A 21,971-nucleotide genomic window follows, 5' to 3' on the forward strand; every position below is an offset into this window, starting at 1 on the left:
TATAATATTAAGTCGCTTATTAGCTTTGTTAAGAAACAGTAAATTTTAAGTAACCTAATCATACCTTGAAATGATTCTTATCTTGCACAAAATTTCCTTTCAAATGAACTGGCAGCAATTATTATCATTAAAGAGATATGGCGATTCACATCCTAGACCTCGAGCAAAACAAGATGAGTTAAGACTAGGCTTTGAAGTAGATTATGACCGTGTTATATTCTCACAGCATTTCAGGTCGCTACAGGATAAAACCCAGGTCATCCCTTTAAGCCAGACTGGTTTTGTACACACTAGACTCACACACAGCTTAGAAGTAAGCGTTGTAGGCCGCTCTCTAGGTAGAATGGCAGGAAAACTTATTCTAGAAAAGCATCCAGACTTAGTAGCGTCCGGTTATAAACAACAAGATTTTGGAGCGATAGTAGCCGCAGCCGCGCTAGCTCACGATATAGGTAACCCACCATTCGGACATAGTGGTGAGAAGGCTATAGGCAGTTATTTTAAAACTGAGCGAGGAGCAAAGATGATAAGTACGCTTTCGCGAAAGCAACAACAAGACCTACTTTCCTACGAGGGAAATGCAAATGGATATCGTTTATTAAATCTCGATAGCCCAGGAACTTCTGGCGGATTGAGATTATCATATGCAACCCTAGGTGCTTTTATAAAATATCCTAAAGAGTCCTTACCACACAGGCCTACTAAGCATATTTCTCAGAAAAAATACGGCATCTTTCAGGCAGATGTAGATCATTTTAATGATGTAGTTAACGAGCTAGGTCTTCTTAACAATACCGATAGTGAAGAGTCTCATTACCGCCACCCACTTACCTACCTAGTAGAAGCTGCAGATGATATTTGTTATACGATAATCGATTTTGAAGATGGTATCAACCTAGGCTGGATAAGTGAAGACCATGCACTGGAGCAATTAATTAAACTAGTAAGAGATACTATAAGAACAGATATTTACACTCAGCTCTCTACGACTTCAGAAAGACTTTCTTATCTAAGATCTCTAGCTATTAACAACTTAATTACTGACTGCATTTCTATATTTATGGAAAATGAAGAAGCGATACTCAGTGGTACTTTTCCACATGCGCTTACTGATAAATCCACATACAAAGCACAAATAGACGACATACTAGCTATTACTATTGATAAGGTTTATAACAACGAAGAGGTCATTCAAAAAGAAGTCGCTGGTTATAAAATTTTACAAGACATACTAGATGCTGCCGTAAATGCTAGTATAAATAGCCTTAATAACACAGAAGACTCTTATGATAAACTTATTTTAAAATCTTGTAAAGGGCTAAGGTTAAGTGGTACCACAAGTTATGAACGTATACTAGATGTTTGCGGTTATGTAGCATCATTAACTGACAGTAAGTCCATCGCTCTTTTCAACATTATCAATGGTAAGATCTAGAAGCAACTACTTTCAAATACCTTATCTTTAATTTCTTAATTTCTTTACCATGAATAAAAAAATACTTTTAACTAGTATACTTCTATGCTTTATAGCAGCTAGTTCATATTACTTTTTAAGTAAAACAGAGCATATCACTTCTATTCAAAAAGCGAGGGATTTACACAAACAATATGTAGAAAACAGTCCTTATAAAGAGACTATAAAACTTTCTAGAAGTGAGCGCAAAGCACTTTCTCTGCCTCCTAATGCATATAATGAGCGCCTATGGGAATTAAGTATGAATCCTACCATTGGGATTCCTACACCTTATAAGGTAGAGACTATTGCTACTAGTTTTACTAAAAGCGCACCTGGATCTTCAGGAAGAGCATGGGAAGAAAGAGGACCATCTAATATAGGCGGTAGAACTCGAGTAGTATTTTATGACCCTAACGATGTAGGTGTTAATAATGGTGATGGTATAGATTACAACCGTGTTTTTGCCGGTGGTGTAGGTGGTGGTTTATGGGTTAATGATGATATTACCTCTCCTACCTCCACATGGAACATCATGCCTGGACTGGCTGCCAACTTAAACGTGAGCGCACACGCTATAGATCCTAACGATTCTATGACATTCTACATAGGTACCGGTGAGCAATATGCTGCAGGTGCTGCGGTAGGGAACGGACTGTATAAAACTACAGACGGTGGTGCCACATGGACTAATGTAAACATCACACCTGCAGGACAAGGAACTCTAGGTAATGGACAGGCAGATTTATTTACAGCTGGGATATTCTTTATTAATGATATAATCGTTAGAAACAACAGTGGTATTAGTGAAGTATATGTAGGCGTAGGATCTACCAACTATGTATCGCCTAACTTCAATATTTCAAATCCAGTAAATGTTTTAGGAGCACAAAACGCTGGACTTTATCGCAGTATTGATAGCGGTGCAAACTGGTCGAGAATTGAGAATCCGTCTATGGGCTATTTCTTTGGCGGGCAAACTTTTTATGTGGCTCCTAATGATTTTGAAATAGGCGCAGACAACAGTCTTTACATGGGTACCATCTCGGTACCTGGCACAAATGCTGGTGGCGGTAGATTTTATAAATCTACAGATGGAATCAACTGGACTGTACAAAGCACGATTAGAGGTGGTGATCGTGTAGAAATCGCAGCCTCAAAAACTAATCCTAATTTATTATACGTAGCCTTGCAACAAGGCAGCGCTGTAGACCTATTAGTTAGTAATGACGGTTTATTAACTACCGTTGCGATTAATGAACCTAATGACGCTGACAACTCTATATCTGCTACTGATTTTGCTAGAGGACAAGCATTTTATAATCTTGTTATAGAAGTAGATCCTACTAACGATCAAATCGTTTATGCGGCAGGAATAGACTGTTTTAGATCTACAGATGGAGGAAATTCTTGGTCTCAAATATCAAAATGGATCAACGCAAACGGACTGCAATCAATTAACGCACCATTTGTACATGCAGACATTCACACATTGAGTTTTCATCCTACAGATTCTAACCAGGCACTTATAGGTAGCGATGGCGGTGTCTCATGGGCATCCAGCCTTAATACTGCTTCTTTCAACAATGGATCTATATCAACTAGAAATAATGGTTATAACGTGACTCAGTTTTACTACGGTAGTATAGATTCTGATTTTTCTAATGGAGATAATCTAGTAGGTGGCGCACAAGATAATGGAACACTAGCTATTAATAATGCCACTCCAGGAGCAAATGATTTTATAGAAGCTCTAGGTGGCGATGGTGCTCATGTAGCAATAGATAGTGACGATAACTATGCTGTTATCACATCTCAATTTAATAACCATAGACTAGTCAGCTATCCTAGTTATAATTTTGCCTATTGCATCGCTACCGCAAGTTGTGCAGATGGTGGCGCAAACGCAGATGGTGATTTTATTAACGTAGCAGAGCTAGATCGCAATCTTAATTACTTATTCTCCAACTCAAGAAACTTTAATGGTACTAATGGTATCGATACTTGTGAGTTATTAAATAACACATCAGTATGTACGACTATTACTAATAGTTTAATTTCTACTAATAGACCTACCGCTATGAAGGTTTCACCTTACACATCAGGTTCTTCTACTTTAATGGTAGGAACAGAATTTTCATTATTATTAAAAGTTACAGGCGCAAATACTGCAAATCCTATATGGACTAGTATCACCGGACCTAACTTTTTAGGTAGTGTGTCTGATATAGAATTCGGTGCAACAGAATCAGAAATCTATGTAACCATGCATAATTATGGTGTGGAGAATATCTGGTACACAAATGATGCTGGTGCTACATGGACTGCCAAAGAAGGTAACCTACCTGATATGCCTGTAAAAACTATTTTACCTAATCCATTATTACCAGGAGAGGTTATTATAGGTACTGAGGTGGGAATCTATGCCACCAGTGATTTTAACAGCGCTAGCCCTACATGGCAACCGCTTATAAACGGTATGACTAACGTAAAAGTAGTAGACCTAGATTTAAGAACTAGCGATAACACCATACTAGCAACTACTCATGGACGCGGTATGTTTACAGGAAAATTTGACACTCTTAGTATAAGCGGAGTTGATAAAACAGATTTAGGTATTAACATCTACCCTACCGTTTCTAATGGTAACATTTACATCACTTCAAGTGAAGATCTTGTAAACACAAATATTGAGATCTATAACTTAAGCGGACAAAAAGTTTTTATTAGTAAAAGCAATTTAAGCACTACAGAAACTGCGTTACAACTCGATTTAAAAAGCGGCTTTTACCTGGTAAAAATTAGCTCAAACAGCAATACGCAAACAGAGAAAATTATAATTGAGTAATTAAAGAAGTTCTTTAATCAATTTCAACACGGTTCCTTTATCGATTCCTGCAATTTTATGCAAATCGGCAGTGGGGCCGTGTTCCATGAATGAATCTGGAACACCTAGTTTATGAACTTTTCCTTGGTACGCTTTCGCGAAAGCGAGATCACCAACAACACTTCCTAATCCACCGACTACTGTACCGTCTTCAATGGTAATAATGTGATCGTAATTTTCAAAAATTAATTCTAAAGCTCTAGTATCTATAGGCTTTAAAAATCTAATGTCTAGATGAGTAACACTTAATTGCTCTTCCTTTATTACACCTTGAATCAAAGTTCCTATAGGTCCTATGCTTATTACTGCAATTTTTTTCCCTTCATGGAGTAATCTAGAAGAACCTATTTCCATAAGTGTAAAAGGCTGCTGCCAGTCCACTATTTTACCACGACCACGAGGGTATCTAATTGCGATAGGCAAGTCTAGTCCTTGAGAAGCGGTAAACATCATATCTCTCATTTCTACAGCATCCATAGGTGCTGCGATGATGATATCTGGTATACAGTTTAAATAAGCCAAGTCAAAAACACCGTGATGTGTCGCACCATCTTTACCTACTATACCTGCTCTATCTAGACAGAAAACTACCGGCAGTTTTTGCAACGCTACATCATGAATCACCTGATCATAAGCTCGCTGTAAAAAAGTGGAATACACATTACAAAATGGCACTAACCCTTGAGTCACCATTCCTGCGGCTAGCGTTACCGCATGCTGCTCTGCAATACCTACGTCAAAGGCGCGATCTGGCAATTCTTCCATCATAATTTTCATGGAACTACCGGTAGGCATCGCTGGAGTAATACCTACAATGCGGTCATTTTGCTTTGCAAGTTCTACTATGGTAAGTCCAAAAACGTCTTGAAACTTAGGAGGCAATTTACTGGTATCACTAGGTGTAATTTCGCCTGTGATTTTATCAAACTTACCTGGCGCGTGGTAACGTACCTGGTCTATTTCTGCCTGTTTAAGTCCTTTACCTTTTACCGTTCTCACATGTAAAAGTCTAGGTCCTTTTAAGCTTTTTTGTCTTTTTAGCTCTTTAATTAACAGCGGTAAATCATGTCCATCTATAGGTCCAGAATAATCTAGGTGTAGTGATTCAAAGATATTATCACTACCTGTCTCTTTACCAGATTTAGTTTTGGTCAGGTATTCTTTAAGCGCACCTACGCTAGGGTCTATTCCTATTGCGTTGTCATTGAGAATAACTAGGACATCTGCTCCACTAACGCCAGCATGGTTTAAAGCCTCAAAAGCCATACCGCTAGCAATACTCGCATCACCTACTATAGCAATGTGTTTTCTATCTTCTTTCTTTAAAGCACTAGCCATAGCCATTCCTAGAGCGGCACTTATAGAAGTAGAACTATGTCCTGTCCCAAAGGTATCGTAAACGCTCTCCGATCTTTTAGGAAAACCAGATATACCACCTAGATCTCTATTGGTATGAAAAACATCTCTCCGACCAGTTAAAATCTTGTGTCCATAAGCCTGGTGCCCAACATCCCAAACCAATTGGTCGTCTGGTGTGTTAAATACATAGTGCAACGCTATAGTTAGCTCTACCACACCTAGACTTGCACCCAAATGTCCTTCCTTAGCAGCTACTATATCTATAATAAAAGCTCTTAATTCTTGTGCGACTCTAGCCAGATCCTCTTCAGGAAGTTGCTTTAAATGAGCAGGAGAATTAATATTAGAAAGTAGTTTTTGAGCCATGTTTCAAAGGTACGTTCTAAATCTAATTCTTGATTTAAGGAATTGATAATTTTACTTAGATCAATTATCTAAAGTAAAAAGTACTGCTCCTTTTCAAATGATCATATCATTTTATCTAATCACCATTCCTTTACTTTTATTTTTAGCTTTATTTTTACTCGATGATAGAACCATACGACCATGAATATTTTATGAGAAAAGCACTTCAAGAAGCAGAGGCTGCTTTTGATCGTAATGAAATTCCTGTAGGCGCAGTTATTGTAGCGCAAAATAGAATCATAGCCAAGGGTCACAACCTCACAGAAACACTTACAGATGTGACTGCTCATGCAGAGATGCAAGCCATAACCGCAGCATCTAGCTTTATAGGTGGTAAATATTTAAAAGATTGTACGCTCTATGTAACCTTAGAACCTTGCCAGATGTGTGCCGGTGCTTTATACTGGTCACAAATAGGAACTGTAGTTTTTGCTGCAAGTGATGTGCAACGTGGTTACCTAGCTATGGGAACACAGTTACATCCTAAGACTAAAGTGATTTCTGGAATTCTAGAAGAACCTTGTGCTACGTTGATGAAAGAGTTTTTTGTGAGGAAAAGAGGGCTTAAATAAAGACAGTTCTTACTGTATTTCTAAAAGGCAGATTAACGAATCCCTTTTCTGAAGTAAAAATCACCTGTTATGGATCACTCACGCGCTACACCCTTTGTCCTGCGGACATTTCCCTCAGAGGGAAAACCCAAATTTTGAGCTGTTACAATAAGGTTACGAAATAGAGAAACTACCGTCTTCCTTTGGAGGCGATGCGCTGAGTTATGTCGAAGTGGAAGATTAGAGTTGGTTGTTGACATTGTTGTTTGAGACAAGGATTCAAATTGCAATTTGAACTATGATATTGTCATGTTGGAAAATGGGCGTGAGTATAATGTATGCTAAATGAAAAGCCTGATCACAAATGTAGTATTCATAGGTGCCGACTTCAGTCCGCACCTATGAATACCACATTATCAATACAATTATGAATCAAAACGCGCTTTAACACGAGTCGCAATATCCTGCATTTCTTCTTTACTTAGGCTCACTTTGTTACTAAAACGCATATCTTCCATATCACGTAATGGTATTAAATGCACGTGTACATGCGGCACTTCTAGTCCTATTACCGACATGCCTATACGCTCGCAAGTAACCTCTTCTCTTAATGCAAGAGCTACCTCTCTAGAAAAATCCATAAGATCAAAATAAGTCTCACTATCTAGATCAAAGATTTTATTCACTTCTTTTTTAGGAACACATAAGGTATGCCCTGGTGCATTAGGGTTGATGTCTAAAAAAGCGATAAAATCTTCATTCTCTGCTACTTTATAGCTAGGTATTTCTCCAGTAATAATTTTTGTAAAAACACTCATAATTAGTCTCTTGTAATTTCCATGATTTCTAACTTAATCGTGCCTACTGGTACAACAGCCTCTGCCACCTCACCTACTTCTTTACCTAATAATGCCTTACCTATAGGAGACTCTACAGATATATGACCTTTAGTTACGTCTGCCTCACTCTGTGCGACTAGCTTGTAATTCATAGTCATTTTATTATTTAAGTTTTTAATTTTAACCGTACTATGAATTAAAACCTTAGAAAGATCTAGCGTGTCCTCATCAATAATACGCGCATTACTAACTATAGCATCTAATTGTGAGATGCGCATTTCTAGCATTCCTTGAGCTTCCTTTGCTGCGTCATACTCTGCATTTTCACTTAAATCACCTTTATCACGAGCCTCTGCTATTGCTTGCGATGCAGCAGGACGTTCCACATCTTTAAGTTGCTTTAACTCGTCCTTTAATTTTTTTAATCCTTCTTCTGTATAATATGATACGTTACTCATGTCTTTTCAATTTTAAGTGTTGTTGTTTGTGTTCCGCTTTCGCGAAAGCGATATAACCACCAGTCTCACTGCTTACATCATGACTAAGAGGCTATAAATAACAAAATCCCATCATTGCTGCGGGATTATCAAACAAATATAATAAATATCAATCAGTTCGTTATACTTTTGAAGCCAATTGATTTCTTATGAAAATACGTAACGCTTATATACTCGCTTTATTGCTTACCGTTTTTGCTTGCACAAGCGATGACAGCCGTAATAACAACCCATTTCTAGTAGATCTAGGATTCCAGATGGACCTTAATACTAATTTACCACAATATAGCAATCTTAATTTCCCTGGTAATTTTGTGATCGTACCTAACGTAGGTTTGCGCGGTGCGGTGGTTTATAATTTTAATAACTCGCAATATGTGGCTTATGAATTAAGCGATCCTAATCACTCGCCTAACAGTTGCTCTACACTCGAAATAAGCGGTATAGAAGCGACCTGCCCTTGTACTGATGACATTAATAAATATAATATCCTAACCGGACAGCCTATAGAAGGTGACGGACAGTATGGTTTAAAAGCCTACCGTGTAGAAAGAAACGGCGCCACAATTAGAATATCTAATTAGTGTATTAATAAAGTATAATTTACCAAGCCAAACCATTAAGAATAAATGTAAACAGTTATTTATTCTTAATGGTACTGGTTGATTTTATGTTTTAAAAAATAAGCGTCGCGCCTAATAAGAAATTAGTCCCTGCTTGTGGATAGAATCCATTACCTTCTACCGTAGAGATGGTTCCTGGATTAGAAAAATCGTCGTCATAAGTAAAGTAGTACCCATTATTTTCATATTTTTCATTGAATATATTATTCACTAAACCGGTAAACACAACAGTCTTAAATATAGACTTCGGCTTTATAGTGTAGACTAGGTTGATATCGTTAGTAAAAAAACTATCTAGCTTAGAAGCATCGGCCTCTGTATTACTCATAAATTGATCACCTACAAATTTACTCAATAAAGAAACCTGAAAGTTTTTTATAGGTTGATACACGATAGCATTTGCAGCCACTACACTAGGTGAAAAAGCAATGTCTGTAGAACCTAGATTTTGTAATTCTCCATCAAAAGAGCGCACCGTCTCGTCATTCTTATTGCTACTCAATGCTATATTAGGCTGTAGAGTAAGTTGCTTAGTAACCGGCACAACTGCCTCTAACTCTATTCCTAAACGGTAACTTTTACCACTATTAGTTCTCAATGGCGCTCCTACATCATTAAGTTCTCCGCTTAAAACTAGTTGCTCATTATAAAGCATGAAGTATGTATTTGCATTAAAAGTAAAGTTGCCTTTTTTATGTCTCCACCCTAATTCAAAGTCATTAAGTTGTTCTGGTTTCACATCTGGATTGCTTTCAAAATCATTTCTATTAGGCTCTCTATTTGCTCTAGCATAAGAAAAGTACAAATCATTAGTATCATCATACTTATAAGTAACACCAGCTTTAGGGTTAAAGAAAGTAAAGTTCTCATCTACTAGAAATTCACTTAAATCAGAATTTATCCCAGATGTTTTATAGTTTACATTTCTTACCTGCACATCACCGTACAATTGAAAACGATCGTTTAATTTATAGGTAGCTTTTGAAAACACAGATAGATCATTTTTTAAAGCATTACCGTCATAATAACGATCTCTAATATTACTCTGACTAGCAAAACGCGCCCAAATCACTTCACCGAAGTGATCTCCATCATAATGACTAGCAGATATTCCAGAGGTAACATCTATCTCATTATTCTTATAATTTACACTTGCGTTAAGTACATAAAAATCATTATCCAGCCATCTACGACGTATAAGATCTGTTTCTTCTAGTGGCTGTCCATCTACTACTAGTGGATCTAGACCATAAGTAGCAAAATCTTCATCTTCTTTAAATTGTTCAAAGAAACCACGACCATAGGTATAGTTTAAACCTATGTTAGTAGACCAGTTGTTATTAAAACGCTGGTTCCAGTGCAGTTGATAATGATCTTGCTTATAATCATCTACTTCATTATCATAGAACTGTACATTTCCATTTTCATCTTCATACTCTCCAGCTGTGTTATACGTTCTATCATCTCTTAGCATGTCTTCGTCAATACCATTCCACGACTGGTATGTTACCTCACTACCACCAAAGGTGATCGCTTTAATAAGCGTGTTATCGTCCACATAAGTACCTTGTAAGAAATAAGATTTTAAATCTGTAGAGGCGCGATCTACATAACCGTCAGACGCGATATTTGATAATCTACCTGCGATTTCAAAATGCTCATTCATCAATCCGGTAGAGAACTTTACTGTATGCTTTCTACTATTAAAACTACCGAAAGAATTAGAAATCTCACCGCTCGCTTCTTGAGATGCAGCATCTGTTAAGATATTTATACTCGCACCGAATGCTCCACTACCGTTTGTACTCGTACCAACACCACGTTGCACCTGTAGATTTTCTATAGAAGAAGAAAAATCACCTAGGTTTACCCAAAATGCACCCAGTGATTCTGCATCAGTATATGGAATACCGTTAATAGTCACGTTAGTAGATTGCGAGCTCACACCACGTACTCTTAAAGCCGTATAACCTATACCAGCACCAGCGTCAGAGCTAGTTACTACAGATGGTAAAAAGTTAAGCAACATAGGTAAATCCTGTCCTATATTACGTTTTGCGATCTCTTCCTTTGATAAATTGCTGTGTGTAATAGGTGATTTTGCATTTACACGCACGGCTTTTACCAGTACTTCGTCCAGTTTTTTTGCTTTAGTAGAATCTTGTTCTTGTGAATTTTGCGCTGTTGCTAGGCCTGTTACAGTTAATGCCATAGCAATTACAACGCGAGATAAATGTTTCATATGAACTTTGTTTAAGTTCAAATAAAAGGGGCATTTATTCGGTTTGAATTAAAATTAAATGTTTGAAGGATTCTCTTGAAATAAATAATTGAGATGCACGCTTTCGCGAAAGCGATATAACAACACACATCAAAACTAATCTAAATCTATTCCCTTAGCGACATTACTCGCTCAGGTTCCTTGGGTATTATCTCAGCCTTTGTTTCCATTAGCACCCCTTGAGACAGGCGGCAAAAGTACGACTGAAATTCAAAACCAAAATCAAAATCAAAAATAATTTTAACCCTTGTTCAAAATTATTTTAATCTATTTTATTTCAATGACTTACTATTTATAAGAAAGCTTTTTGTTTTCTTGTTGTAAGAAATATACCTAAAAGTAGTCTCAGTAAAAACGGTAGACGAGTGTTTTAACTTCTTGTTATTATCTATATCATCGATGTAAGATTTCTTATCTATGTTTTTATGAATAGTAGTCACATCACCAGCCGGTATGATAGATCCATTAGTATTAAGACCTATTTCAAAAAATGAATCTTCCTTTTCTTTTACCGTATAAATAGGGTATGCGTCAGACACATCTGGTCCGAAACGCGGCAGGCTGTTTTGTAACATCATTCTGTTTTGCTGTTGTTGCATCATCCACATTTGCTGTTGCATCATCCAGTGATGGTGCCACCACCAGTTATAATTGTAACTATATAACTTCTTATTTACATAATCTATCCTCAGTTTTAACGCTCCATCTTGCGCCTCATTAACCGTAACGGTAGGTTGGTTCTTACCTTTGGTAGCATTTTTAAGAAAGCTATTTGCAGCTGTTTTACTAGAAGCTGCACTTACCACATCACTACTCAATAGGTTAAGTTGCTTGTTACTTTTATCATCTAGATTATGAACATCTAGAGTAGCAGCATCTTTTTTAAGATTCATCTGGAACAACTTATTATCTGAAACGTAAGAAGTACTTTTCTTCAACTTACCATCTCCACTGTCATTACTTTTAAAGTTAGTCAACTTTAATTCTGTATTTGAAGAATCACTGGTGTCTATTTGCGCAACATTTGTAGTACCTTCTTTAGTGTCTTCTTGTGTAATGGTAATCGTGCCTTGATCACTATAAATTCTAAAATCGTTTATGGAACCATTTTCTACAAAATCTTGACTACTTATTGCATCAAGATTATTTTTAGAAAGCGCTTTTAAAAAATCTTTATTAGCAGCCGTAGCTTCTATAGTGATATCTTTTACATCGCTAGCATTTTTAACAGCCACTATTTTAAGCGACTCTTTCTCTGAAAAGACCAGGAAATTTTGATCTTTTTCTCTAACCGTGGTTTTATAATTCTCCCCATCAAGAGCCTCAGATTTTTTAACAGTGTGATCTTTAAGGTTTACATCTACCACCTGAAACTTTCTAGACTTACCTTCATTATAAGAAGTAATTACAGATAATTGATCTCCATTATTATGAAATGACAACACATTAGGCTGCTCTTCAAAAGTAATAGGATCCATTTTCACAACCTCTTCATTCTTAAATTGAAAAGGTAAGATATCGTAGTTTTTATCTTTTTTATTTTTTGCTATTATAAAATGAAAGCTGTCCTCACCTTGAGTATTTCCAGAAAAAGTTCCTTGTACTTTATATTTCTGGTCTATTTTAAAACCATTTGCCGTATTGCGATCTGGCTTTATAAAACTGGTTAAAATGACAAAAGCTAACAATAGTTGGATGGTTGTTTTCATTGGACAGTAGGTTTGGTTAGGCTAAATATATAAAGATTAATGATATGTAGAAGTTATTCCTATTAATAATGATAAGTGCTCTTACGAAAAGTAGATTTGTGATGTAATAGCCGTTAAAAATAATTAATCAAATATTAAATCGTTATATTTAATTAGAAATCCAATTTTTAAACACCTGATTTAAAATGAATTATTTAATAAAACCGTTCTCAATTATTTGCGCGCTCATAATTCTTAGCAGCTGTGAAGAAGATGAAGTTGTAGAAAAATGTCAATTCACTGATCCCACTTATCAATTTACAACAGAGCAAGAGCAAAAAAGAATCTCATTTGAATATTTTGAAGGACAGATTATTAAATATCGTAGTAACGATAATGAAGTATTAAATTTTGAGGTTTACGAGGTGAGAAATTGTCCTAGAGGTTCTTATGAATCAGGATTTTTTGGAACTTCTTTAAAACACACTTATGACAGTCAAATTATAAGGCTACAAATTATCGAAAATGACACTGCCAAATACAGTTATAGAACTAAAGTTCAATATTTTCTAACTTCCCAAGGAAATAGATTTAGAAATGCTTTCAATTTTCCACTTTGGAATGTTAGAAATGCTGGCTACGCTAATCCAGAAGAACAAGACCCTGCAAACATTTTTATAACCAACAATGACGAAATCAATTCTATTGGTACAATGAACATTCTTAACCATACCTTTAACAAAGTAATAAAAATAGAATCTAACTCAACAGATGTTGTTTCAAGTAGAGAATTTGGCTTGTTGGATCAAAATGTTAATATCCTTTACTATGATCAAGACTTTGGAATAATTCGATTTGACGAAGTTGATGGAACTATTTGGCAAGTAAAATATCCTGAGTAACCATTTCAAATCTTAGATATTAAAAAAGGGGCAGAATTAATTCTGCCCCTTTTTTGATATGATGTATTTTAATTTCTACGCAATCACCGCACCATTCACACTAGCATCATCTGGATTTACAAAAACTAATTTTCCATCAGGATCTTCAGCTAGTAAAATCATTCCTTGAGATTCTACACCTCTTAGTTTTCTAGGTGCAAGGTTTACTAAAACCGTTACTTTGCGACCTACTAACTCTTCGGCAGTATAGTGTTGTGCGATTCCAGAAACGATGGTTCTTTTATCGATTCCTGTATCTACTGTCATGACCATAAGCTTGTCTGCTTTAGGCATTTTTTCTGCAGTAAGAATTTCTCCTACTCGCAGGTCCATTTTCATGAAGTCGTCGTAATTAGTTTCGTCTTTTTGCGGCATGAGAGTTAATTTTTCTGCAGCATTTGCTGTTTTTGTAGCTTCTAGTTTGTCTAGTTGCGCTTGTATCTGCTCGTCTTCTATTTTAGAAAAAAGCAATTCTGACTTGTTGATTTTATGCCCTGATGGGAGAAGAGCTTCGTCTCCAGCAACTCGACTCCATCCAGCAGTTTCCGCATCAAGTGCGGAAAAACATAAAATGTTTTTTAATTTCTCAGATGTATGTGGTAAAAACGGCTCGCTTAATACAGCAAGCGCCGTCGTTATTTGTATACATACATACATGATGTTCTTTACCTGTTCTGGATCTGTCTTTGCTAGTTTCCATGGCTCAAGACCTTCTTCGGCAATGTATTTATTACCTATACTAGATAAGTTCATCAATTCTTGTAATGCCTCTCTAAAACGGTAACGATCTAGACTATCACCTATAGATTTAGGGAATGTCTTAATCTGATCTAGAACTTTTTGATCACGCTCTGTAAGATTTGCCGTTTCTGGAACTATACCATCGTAATACTTATTAGTAAGTACAATAACACGGTTTACAAAGTTTCCTAAGTTAGCTACCAGTTCATTATTATTTCTAGCTTGAAAATCTTTCCAAGTAAAATTATTATCCTTTGTTTCTGGAGCATTGGCCGTTAATACATAACGCAACACATCTTGTTGCCCAGGGAAATCTGCTAAGTATTCATGCAACCATACCGCCCAGTTTCTAGAAGTAGATATTTTATCGTCTTCTAGATTTAGGAATTCGTTTGCTGGCACATTTTCTGGCAATATAAAATCACCATGTGCTTTTAACATCGCAGGAAAAATAATACAGTGAAAAACAATGTTATCCTTACCTATAAAGTGAAGTAAAGAAGTATCATCATTTTTCCAATAATCTTCCCAATTCTTACCTTCTCTAGCAGCCCATTCTTTAGTTGCAGAGATATATCCTATCGGTGCGTCGAACCATACATAAAGTACCTTTCCATCTGCACCATTTACTGGAACTGGAATACCCCAATCCAGATCACGAGTCACTGCACGTGGGTGCAGCCCGTCTGTAATCCAGCTTTTAACCTGACCTAATACGTTTGCTTTCCAGTCCTTAGAATGTCCCTCTACGATCCACTCATTTAACCAGTCACTGTATTCATCTAGTGGTAAAAACCAGTGTTTAGTCTCTTTTAATTCTGGTGTATTTCCTGTTATGGCACTTTTAGGATCTATTAAATCTGTACCATTATGCGACGTACCACATTTCTCACATTGATCTCCGTAAGATTCTGTATTCCCACATTTAGGACAGGTACCTACTACAAAACGATCTGCTAGAAACTGGTCTGCTTCTGGATCGTATAATTGTTCTGTAACTTGCTCAATAAATTTACCGTCATTGTATAATTTGGTAAAAAATGCGCTAGCCGTTTCATGATGAACTGGCGCACTGGTACGACTATAATTATCAAAAGAAATACCGAATTCCTTAAAAGAATCTCCTATGATCTTGTGATAACGATTTACCAACTCTTGAGGTGTAATACCTTCTTTCTTTGCCTTAATGGTAATAGGTACACCATGCTCATCACTACCACAAATAAATGCTACGTCGCTACCCTTCATACGCTGGTAACGTGCATAAATATCTGCCGGTACATATACACCAGCTAGGTGACCTATGTGTACTGGTCCATTAGTATAAGGCAATGCTGCCGTAATCGTAAAACGTTTTTGATCGCTCATGAAATTCTTTTGAAAGCTGCAAATTTACGACATTGCACGCTTTTAAAAGATGCTTTTAGTATTCTATAAATTGGTGTTGATCTCGCTTTCGCGAAAGCGGAATTCCAACAAACCGCAAACATATTTAATCGATTGCCGTATTTTTAAACCAAATCTCTTGAAAAATTGAACTACCACTCCATTCCCAAACTTAAAGAAGCCGACCACGTAAGGATTTTATGCACCGCAAGAAGCGCTCAAAAAAGCCAACTAGCACCTGCTAAAAACCTATTAGAATCATGGGGACTTAGGGTAAGTTATGGAAATACGATAGGGAAAATAGAGCACCAATTAGGTGGTACAAAAGAAGAACGCCTAGCCGATTTACAAGACAGCATAAACAATACTGATGTGGACGCCGTATGGATAGCACGTGGTGGTTATGGAACGGTACAATTAATAGATGCGATTGATTTTTCTGACAGTATGAAAGTAAAATCTACTGTCATTATAGGCTACTCTGACGTGACACTGCTTCATGGGAAATTACAGTCTCAAGGTTTTGCCAGTTTGCATAGTTTTATGCCGCTAGAACTATCTAAAAAACCAGATTCTAGTATAGAAAGCCTGAGGAGAGCTCTCTTCGGCGAAAGCCAAACTATAACTATCAAAAATAATTTTTCTCTATCTAGTCAGGTGATAAAAGCTCCTGTAACAGGTGGAAACCTTTCCATTTTATACAGTATGTTAGGTAGTGACACCTTTCCAGAAACGGACGATCATATTTTATTTATCGAGGATATTGATGAATACCTATACCATATAGAACGTATGATGTATTCTTTAAAACGAGCAGGCAAACTTAAAAATATAAAGGCGTTACTAGTAGGCGGCATGACAGATATGAATGATCATGAAATACCTTTTGGTAAAAATGCCCAGGAGATTATTCTATCCCTTACAGAGAGTTATGATTTCCCTGTTATTTTTAATTTTCCTGCAGGACACATTAAGGATAATCGCTCTTTAATTTTAGGTAGAGAAATGACTATAAGTATTACACCAGCGTCTATTAACTTTAATCAATAATCATGGCAGAGCATAATGAATTAGGTAATGAAGGTGAAGAGCTTGCTGCCACACATTTGATTAAAAACGGATATGATATTCTGGTAAGAAATTACACCTATTTAAAGGGTGAGATCGATATTATAGCCCGCAAAAAAGATGTAATAGTTGTCGTGGAGGTTAAAACGAGGTCTACTCCTGATTTTGGCGATCCACAAGATTTTTTAAAACCTGGACAAATTCAAAGACTGGTCGCTACGGCAAATCATTTTGTAGAAAATCTAGTAGATGAGGATGTAGAGGTACGTTTTGACATAGTTGCCATTATTAAGAATAAAGCAGGCACAAAACTAGAGCATATAGAAGATGCTTTTTATCATTTTTGAGTGAGTTGTGAGCTTTAAGTTTATGAGTATTTTACAATAAAATCAACCCAATCTTATTTTATGAAAAATATTATTTCAATTTTAATTTGTCTGCTTTTTTCTTTTGCTAATGCACAGGAAACAGAAAAAGACTCTTGGTTCACTCTCCAAGTCTCTTACGGTCCACAATACAACAATTTTGTGGATTATAATCAAGAAATACGCGTTGAAAACGATGCTATCATTCCTATCGAGGGTTTTCCTGGTGAAGCAACATTATTTCAAAAAAGAGAGATAGGAACCTATTTTAATGTAACGGCGAATTTAAGGTTAGGTGGAAGAAATTACCTAGAAGTAGGTCACTCTAGAACAACTAATCAAGGTATCTATAACATAACTATTCCTTTTGATAACGGAACTGTGGTAGAAGTAGAAGCGTTTCAATTAAGATCTCGTAATCATTTTTACAAACTTGGATACAAACGTGCTTTTTTAAGCGAGAAATTATATGGATCAATTGGATTAGCTCATACTGCTTTCCAAAATTCTAACATTCTCATTAGCCCAGGCGCTAACCGAGTAGAGATTTATGAGAGAAATGCTGAAACTGTCAATTCAGGTGAATTATCTTCTTATATCGGTTTCCAATATGATTTCTATAAAAGCGGACAGTTTTCGTTAGGTGTTCAAAGCACAGCTTACGTGATTGTGTCAGCAGGTTTTGAGTTAGAAACATTTGCTGTTGCACCTACTTTAAAATTTCAGTTTTAAAACTAAAAATTGTTACAAACAAAAAGCGCCTCAATAGAGGCGCTTTTTTTAATATCATTATACTAGAGTATAGATATCTTATTATTTTTCTTGTGCTTTACCGCTGTCCTCGATTTCTTTTACTAAGTACACAAACACTGGAAAGTGATCACTAAAACCACCTGTAAATGTACCGTCAGAAAAACTACGCATAGGATAACCTTTATACCTACCTGTTTTATTAGTCATAAAACTAGGGTTATAGATATTAGCCTGGTAATAACGGTAGCCACCTTGATTTGCTTCATTTAATAATGGATAGGTAAACATGATCTGGTCAAAAATATTTCCAGAATCACGGTATGCTAGTGTATTAAAACCATCCTTTAACATCTGTATATATGGATTATATATCATTTGTGGCTTTACGTCTTTTCTATCCTTTTGAGCATTAAGAGTTACTAGTACACTCTTATTTGTAGGATCGTCATTTAAATCTCCCATTACAAAAATCTTAGACATCGCGTCTATACTATGTAAAGAGTCTATCGCTTTTTGATTTAAAGCTGCTGCTGACACACGAGACGCGCGACTTTTTTGTTCTCCACCACTACGTGATGGCCAGTGATTAACGATAAAACTCATTTTATCACCATCTAATTCTCCTGTAACGACTAATTGGTCACGTGTATATCTACGTTTTCCAGAGCTTTTATCATAAATAACTAGCTCATTGCTCTGACTATTTAATACTCTAAAATCACTCTTTTTATAAAGTAATCCTGTATCAATACCACGACGGTCTGGAGAATCGTAATGCTCAATTCCATAATCAAATTCTATAAGTAAAGGATGATTTACTAAGTCTTCTAAAACCTTTCTATTTTCTACTTCACAAATTCCTAAAATCGATGGAGCAGATTGTGATTTTTCAGCACCTATTTTGCGAATTACACGCGCCATAGAAGTAAGTTTTTTCTTGTAAACTTCAGCTCTTACACCTTCAGACATTTCCATGATCGGACTAGCCTCATCATTGATCGTTATATCGTCTTCTGTGTCAAATAAATTCTCTAAGTTGTAGAACCCTACTGTTCTAACTTTATACTTTTTTGCTTTTACAGTGTTTTGTGCCGTTACCGCTTCCGCGAAAACGAAAACACATAAAGCACTCAATATTAGATTTTTAAACATTTTATTAAAGATATGTTAAGGTATGTTAAGTTATGTTATTGTAAACTTCATTACAAACTATGGGCCAAAGGTACGCAACTGATTATAAAATTGTAATTTTGCCCGCATTTCATAACGTATAATTAATATTAATAAATGACAAATCAACATTTTAAGAAGCTTTTTCTAGGTGTTTTTATGCTGGTATCTAGTCTAGGTATGGCACAAGAATTACTTAAAGGTCGTGTAATAGATGACGCAACTGAAGAAGCTATCCCTGGCGTAAACATTTCTGTAATCGGTACCAGCTTTAAGGCTACTACTGATGCAAATGGTTACTTTATAGTTACAGGAGCTATTCCTGTAGGTGATCAAAAAATTCTTGTTAGTTTTAACAGTTATTATTCAAAAACGATTCCTGTTGTTATAGACTTAACTAACATAGTAAACATCGATCCTCTTTATTTACAGTTAGATAATTCTGACATTACTCAATCTCAAGGTATTATTTCTTTAACAGAAAATGAACTTGCTGAAGATGAGAATGCTGCAAATAACTTTTCTGGATTACTACAATCTTCTAAAGATCAATTCTTAAGAGCTGCTGCATTTGATTTTAGTGCTACATTCTTCAGACCTAGAGGTTTAAATAGTGAAGATGGTAAGGTGCTTATTAATGGTATCGAGATGAATAAACAATTCTCTGGTAGACCACAGTGGAGTAACTGGGGTGGAGTAAATGATTTACAACGTAACCAGACATTTACCATGGGATTAACTGCTGCCGACCAAAGTTTTGGTGGTTATGCAGGTGTACAGAATATAGACATGAGAGCTTCACAACAACGTGCAGGAACTCAAATTTCTTATGCAAGTTCTAACAGAAGTTATAGAGGTCGTTTTATGGTATCTCACCGTTCTGGACTTCTTAACAATGGATGGTCTTATGCTATCAACGCTTCTAGAAGAGCTGGAGACGAAGGTTATATAGATGGTACCTTATATGATGCAAATGCTTTAGGTCTTTCTGTAGAGAAAAAGATAAACGATGCGCACTCTATTAACTTTACTGGTCTTTACACACCTAATAGACGCGGACGCCAGACGGCACTTACTCAAGAGATAAGAGATTTAAAGGGTAGAAAATACAATCCTTTCTGGGGACTACAAGACAATGTACAACGCAACAGTAGAATAAGAGAGATAGAAGAACCTATCTTTATGTTGAATCACTACTGGACGATCAATGATAAAGTTAAATTGAATACTAACGTAGGGTATCAATTTGGAAAAATAGGAAACACTCGTATCGATAACGGTGGTACTAGACTCGTTGAAACAGATGGTCAAAGCTCATACATAGGTGGAGCGAGAAACCCAAACCCTGATTATTATCAAAACTTACCTAGTTATTTCTTAAGAAATGGTCAAGATGCTATCGATTTTCAATATGCATATGAAGCACAACAAGCTTTTATCAATGATGGACAGTTAAACTGGGATGCGCTATATGAAGGTAACCGCATCGTGAGAGAAAACGGTGGTAATTCAATTTATGCTATCCAAGAAGACCGTATCGATGATAAGCAATTATCTGTAAACACTATCCTTACTGCAGACCTTACTGACAACATCCTTTTTAACGGTGGTGTTAGATATAGAAGATTAAATAGTGAAAACTACGCTCAAATTAATGATCTATTAGGTGGTACTGGTTTCTTAGATGTAGATTTCTTTGCAGAAGAAACAAGTGATATTAACCTAGACCAAGCTGCACAATCTAACGTGCGCACTCCTAACAGAATAGTAGGTGTAGGTGACCGTTATAAATACAACTATGACATTAATGCAGAAGTTGCTGCTGCATTTGCTCAGACGCAGTTCAAGACTAAAAACGTAGACTTCTTTGTAGCTGGTAATGTTTCTAGAACTACATATCAAAGAGATGGTAAATTTGAAAACGGTAACTACCTAGGAAATCTTTCTTTTGGTGAAAGTGAAGAGCTAGACTTTACAGATTACGGTTTTAAAGGTGGTGTTACTTATAAAATTTCTGGACAGAAATTCATTACTGCAAATGCAGCTTATATAACACAAGCGCCAACTATCAGAAACTCTTTCAGTAATGCGAGACAAAATAATGAAACTGTAGTAGGGCTAGAATCTCAAAAATCTTACAGTGGTGACATAAGTTATGTTTATACTACTCCTATAGTAAAGGCTAGAATAACTGGTTATTACACACAATTTACTAATGGAACTGACTTAGGTTTCTATTTTACAGAAGATCTTACAGGACTTCCACTTGATGACGGAAGTGCTTTTGTACAAGAGGTATTAACTAATGTAGAGAGACGTAATGCTGGTATAGAATTAGGTCTAGAAGTACAAGTTACTCCTACTATTAAACTTAAAGGTGCTGCAGCGGTAGGACAAAACGTTTACACTAACAACCCTAATCTTTATCTTACAAGTGATGACTTTGATGGTCAACTTACATTTGGTGACGGTACAACTAGTTTAAAAGATTACCACGTTGCTGGTGGACCAGAAACTGCTTTACAAGTAGGTTTTGAATACAGAGATCCTGAGTACTGGAATGTAGGTGTAACAGCAAACTATTTTGCAAACGGTTATGCTGACATTAGTAACTTAAGAAGATCTGCTAACTTCAGTCAAGACTTTGATGGTATTGAGTACAATGACTATGATGAAGAAGTTGCTAATGAACTTTTAAAACAAGAGCAATTTGACAACTACATGTTATGGAATGTAATAGGTGGTAAATCATGGAGAATTGATGATAAGTATGTAGGCTTCTTTGCAACTATTAACAACGTATTTGATCAAGAATACAAAACTGGTGGTTTTGAACAATCTCGTAATTCTAACTATAGATCTACAAGAGATGATCAAAATAACCCACAAGAAGTATTTGCACCACGTTACTTCTTTGGTAACGGAACTACCTATTACCTAAACGTATATTTAAGATTTTAAAAA

The 21,971-nt window shown here is 36.1% G+C and carries 16 protein-coding genes; 9 read left to right on the top strand and 7 right to left on the bottom strand.

The annotated features are described in order from the left end of the window. The first annotated feature begins 103 nt into the window (after positions 1 to 103). On the top strand, positions 104 to 1,435 hold the full coding sequence (gene dgt / locus LY01_RS00940; protein ID WP_104513941.1) for a dGTP triphosphohydrolase: 1,332 nt from the start codon (positions 104 to 106) through the stop codon (positions 1,433 to 1,435). Between the two features lie 49 nt (positions 1,436 to 1,484). Continuing rightward, positions 1,485 to 4,301, top strand: a complete 2,817-nt coding sequence (locus tag LY01_RS00945) for a T9SS type A sorting domain-containing protein (protein ID WP_104513942.1) — start codon at positions 1,485 to 1,487, stop codon at positions 4,299 to 4,301. Here LY01_RS00945 and LY01_RS00950 read toward each other — a convergent pair whose 3' ends face one another. Further along, on the bottom strand, positions 4,302 to 6,065 hold the full coding sequence (locus tag LY01_RS00950; RefSeq protein ID WP_104513943.1) for a 1-deoxy-D-xylulose-5-phosphate synthase: 1,764 nt from the start codon (positions 6,063 to 6,065) through the stop codon (positions 4,302 to 4,304). Positions 6,066 to 6,226: 161 nt separating this feature from the next. Between LY01_RS00950 and LY01_RS00955 the strand changes: the two genes are divergently transcribed. Beyond that, entirely contained in the window at positions 6,227 to 6,676 is a 450-nt protein-coding gene (locus LY01_RS00955; protein ID WP_104513944.1) for a nucleoside deaminase, read from the top strand. Positions 6,677 to 7,080: 404 nt separating this feature from the next. On the opposite strand, the gene LY01_RS00960 is transcribed toward LY01_RS00955, so the two are convergent. Together LY01_RS00960 and greA are read right to left on the bottom strand one after the other, a co-directional pair. After that, entirely contained in the window at positions 7,081 to 7,476 is a 396-nt protein-coding gene (locus tag LY01_RS00960) for an HIT family protein (protein ID WP_211289269.1), read from the bottom strand. After that, the gene (greA, locus tag LY01_RS00965) at positions 7,476 to 7,952 is read right to left on the bottom strand and encodes a transcription elongation factor GreA (protein ID WP_104513946.1); all 477 of its coding nucleotides are present in this window, start codon (positions 7,950 to 7,952) and stop codon (positions 7,476 to 7,478) included. The genes LY01_RS00960 and greA overlap by 1 nt, the downstream gene beginning before the upstream one ends. 188 nt (positions 7,953 to 8,140) lie before the next feature. Between greA and LY01_RS00970 the strand changes: the two genes are divergently transcribed. Then, positions 8,141 to 8,575: a Rieske (2Fe-2S) protein gene (locus LY01_RS00970; RefSeq protein ID WP_104513947.1), complete on the top strand. Its 435-nt coding sequence runs from the start codon at positions 8,141 to 8,143 to the stop codon at positions 8,573 to 8,575. A 91-nt stretch (positions 8,576 to 8,666) separates the two neighbouring features. Here LY01_RS00970 and LY01_RS00975 read toward each other — a convergent pair whose 3' ends face one another. Further along, the gene (locus tag LY01_RS00975; RefSeq protein ID WP_104513948.1) at positions 8,667 to 10,856 is read right to left on the bottom strand and encodes a TonB-dependent receptor; all 2,190 of its coding nucleotides are present in this window, start codon (positions 10,854 to 10,856) and stop codon (positions 8,667 to 8,669) included. Positions 10,857 to 11,167: 311 nt separating this feature from the next. Next, positions 11,168 to 12,604 (bottom strand): hypothetical protein, encoded by a 1,437-nt coding sequence (locus LY01_RS00980; RefSeq protein ID WP_104513949.1) that lies wholly within the window; start codon positions 12,602 to 12,604, stop codon positions 11,168 to 11,170. Between the two features lie 185 nt (positions 12,605 to 12,789). Between LY01_RS00980 and LY01_RS00985 the strand changes: the two genes are divergently transcribed. After that, positions 12,790 to 13,485 carry a hypothetical protein gene (locus tag LY01_RS00985; protein ID WP_104513950.1) on the top strand — a complete coding sequence of 232 codons (696 nt, stop codon included), beginning with the start codon at positions 12,790 to 12,792 and terminating at the stop codon, positions 13,483 to 13,485. Positions 13,486 to 13,560: 75 nt separating this feature from the next. On the opposite strand, the gene metG is transcribed toward LY01_RS00985, so the two are convergent. Beyond that, entirely contained in the window at positions 13,561 to 15,633 is a 2,073-nt protein-coding gene (metG, locus tag LY01_RS00990) for a methionine--tRNA ligase (protein ID WP_104513951.1), read from the bottom strand. Between the two features lie 165 nt (positions 15,634 to 15,798). Here metG and LY01_RS00995 point away from each other — a divergent pair, with 165 nt between their 5' ends. From LY01_RS00995 to LY01_RS01005, 3 genes are read left to right on the top strand one after another with little or no spacing between them, the layout of a single operon-like run. Further along, on the top strand, positions 15,799 to 16,701 hold the full coding sequence (locus LY01_RS00995) for a S66 peptidase family protein (protein ID WP_104513952.1): 903 nt from the start codon (positions 15,799 to 15,801) through the stop codon (positions 16,699 to 16,701). Between the two features lie 2 nt (positions 16,702 to 16,703). Next, entirely contained in the window at positions 16,704 to 17,066 is a 363-nt protein-coding gene (locus LY01_RS01000; protein ID WP_104513953.1) for a YraN family protein, read from the top strand. 60 nt (positions 17,067 to 17,126) lie between these two features. Continuing rightward, complete coding sequence (locus LY01_RS01005) at positions 17,127 to 17,816, top strand: hypothetical protein (RefSeq protein ID WP_104513954.1); 690 nt, start codon at positions 17,127 to 17,129, stop codon at positions 17,814 to 17,816. Positions 17,817 to 17,897: 81 nt separating this feature from the next. Here LY01_RS01005 and LY01_RS01010 read toward each other — a convergent pair whose 3' ends face one another. Continuing rightward, positions 17,898 to 18,989: an endonuclease/exonuclease/phosphatase family protein gene (locus tag LY01_RS01010; protein ID WP_170034457.1), complete on the bottom strand. Its 1,092-nt coding sequence runs from the start codon at positions 18,987 to 18,989 to the stop codon at positions 17,898 to 17,900. A gap of 135 nt (positions 18,990 to 19,124) precedes the next feature. Between LY01_RS01010 and LY01_RS01015 the strand changes: the two genes are divergently transcribed. Beyond that, the gene (locus LY01_RS01015) at positions 19,125 to 21,968 is read left to right on the top strand and encodes a TonB-dependent receptor (protein ID WP_104513955.1); all 2,844 of its coding nucleotides are present in this window, start codon (positions 19,125 to 19,127) and stop codon (positions 21,966 to 21,968) included. Positions 21,969 to 21,971: the final 3 nt, after the last annotated feature.

This window comes from Nonlabens xylanidelens (assembly GCF_002934445.1).
GTDB classification, from domain to species: Bacteria; Bacteroidota; Bacteroidia; order Flavobacteriales; family Flavobacteriaceae; genus Nonlabens; species Nonlabens xylanidelens.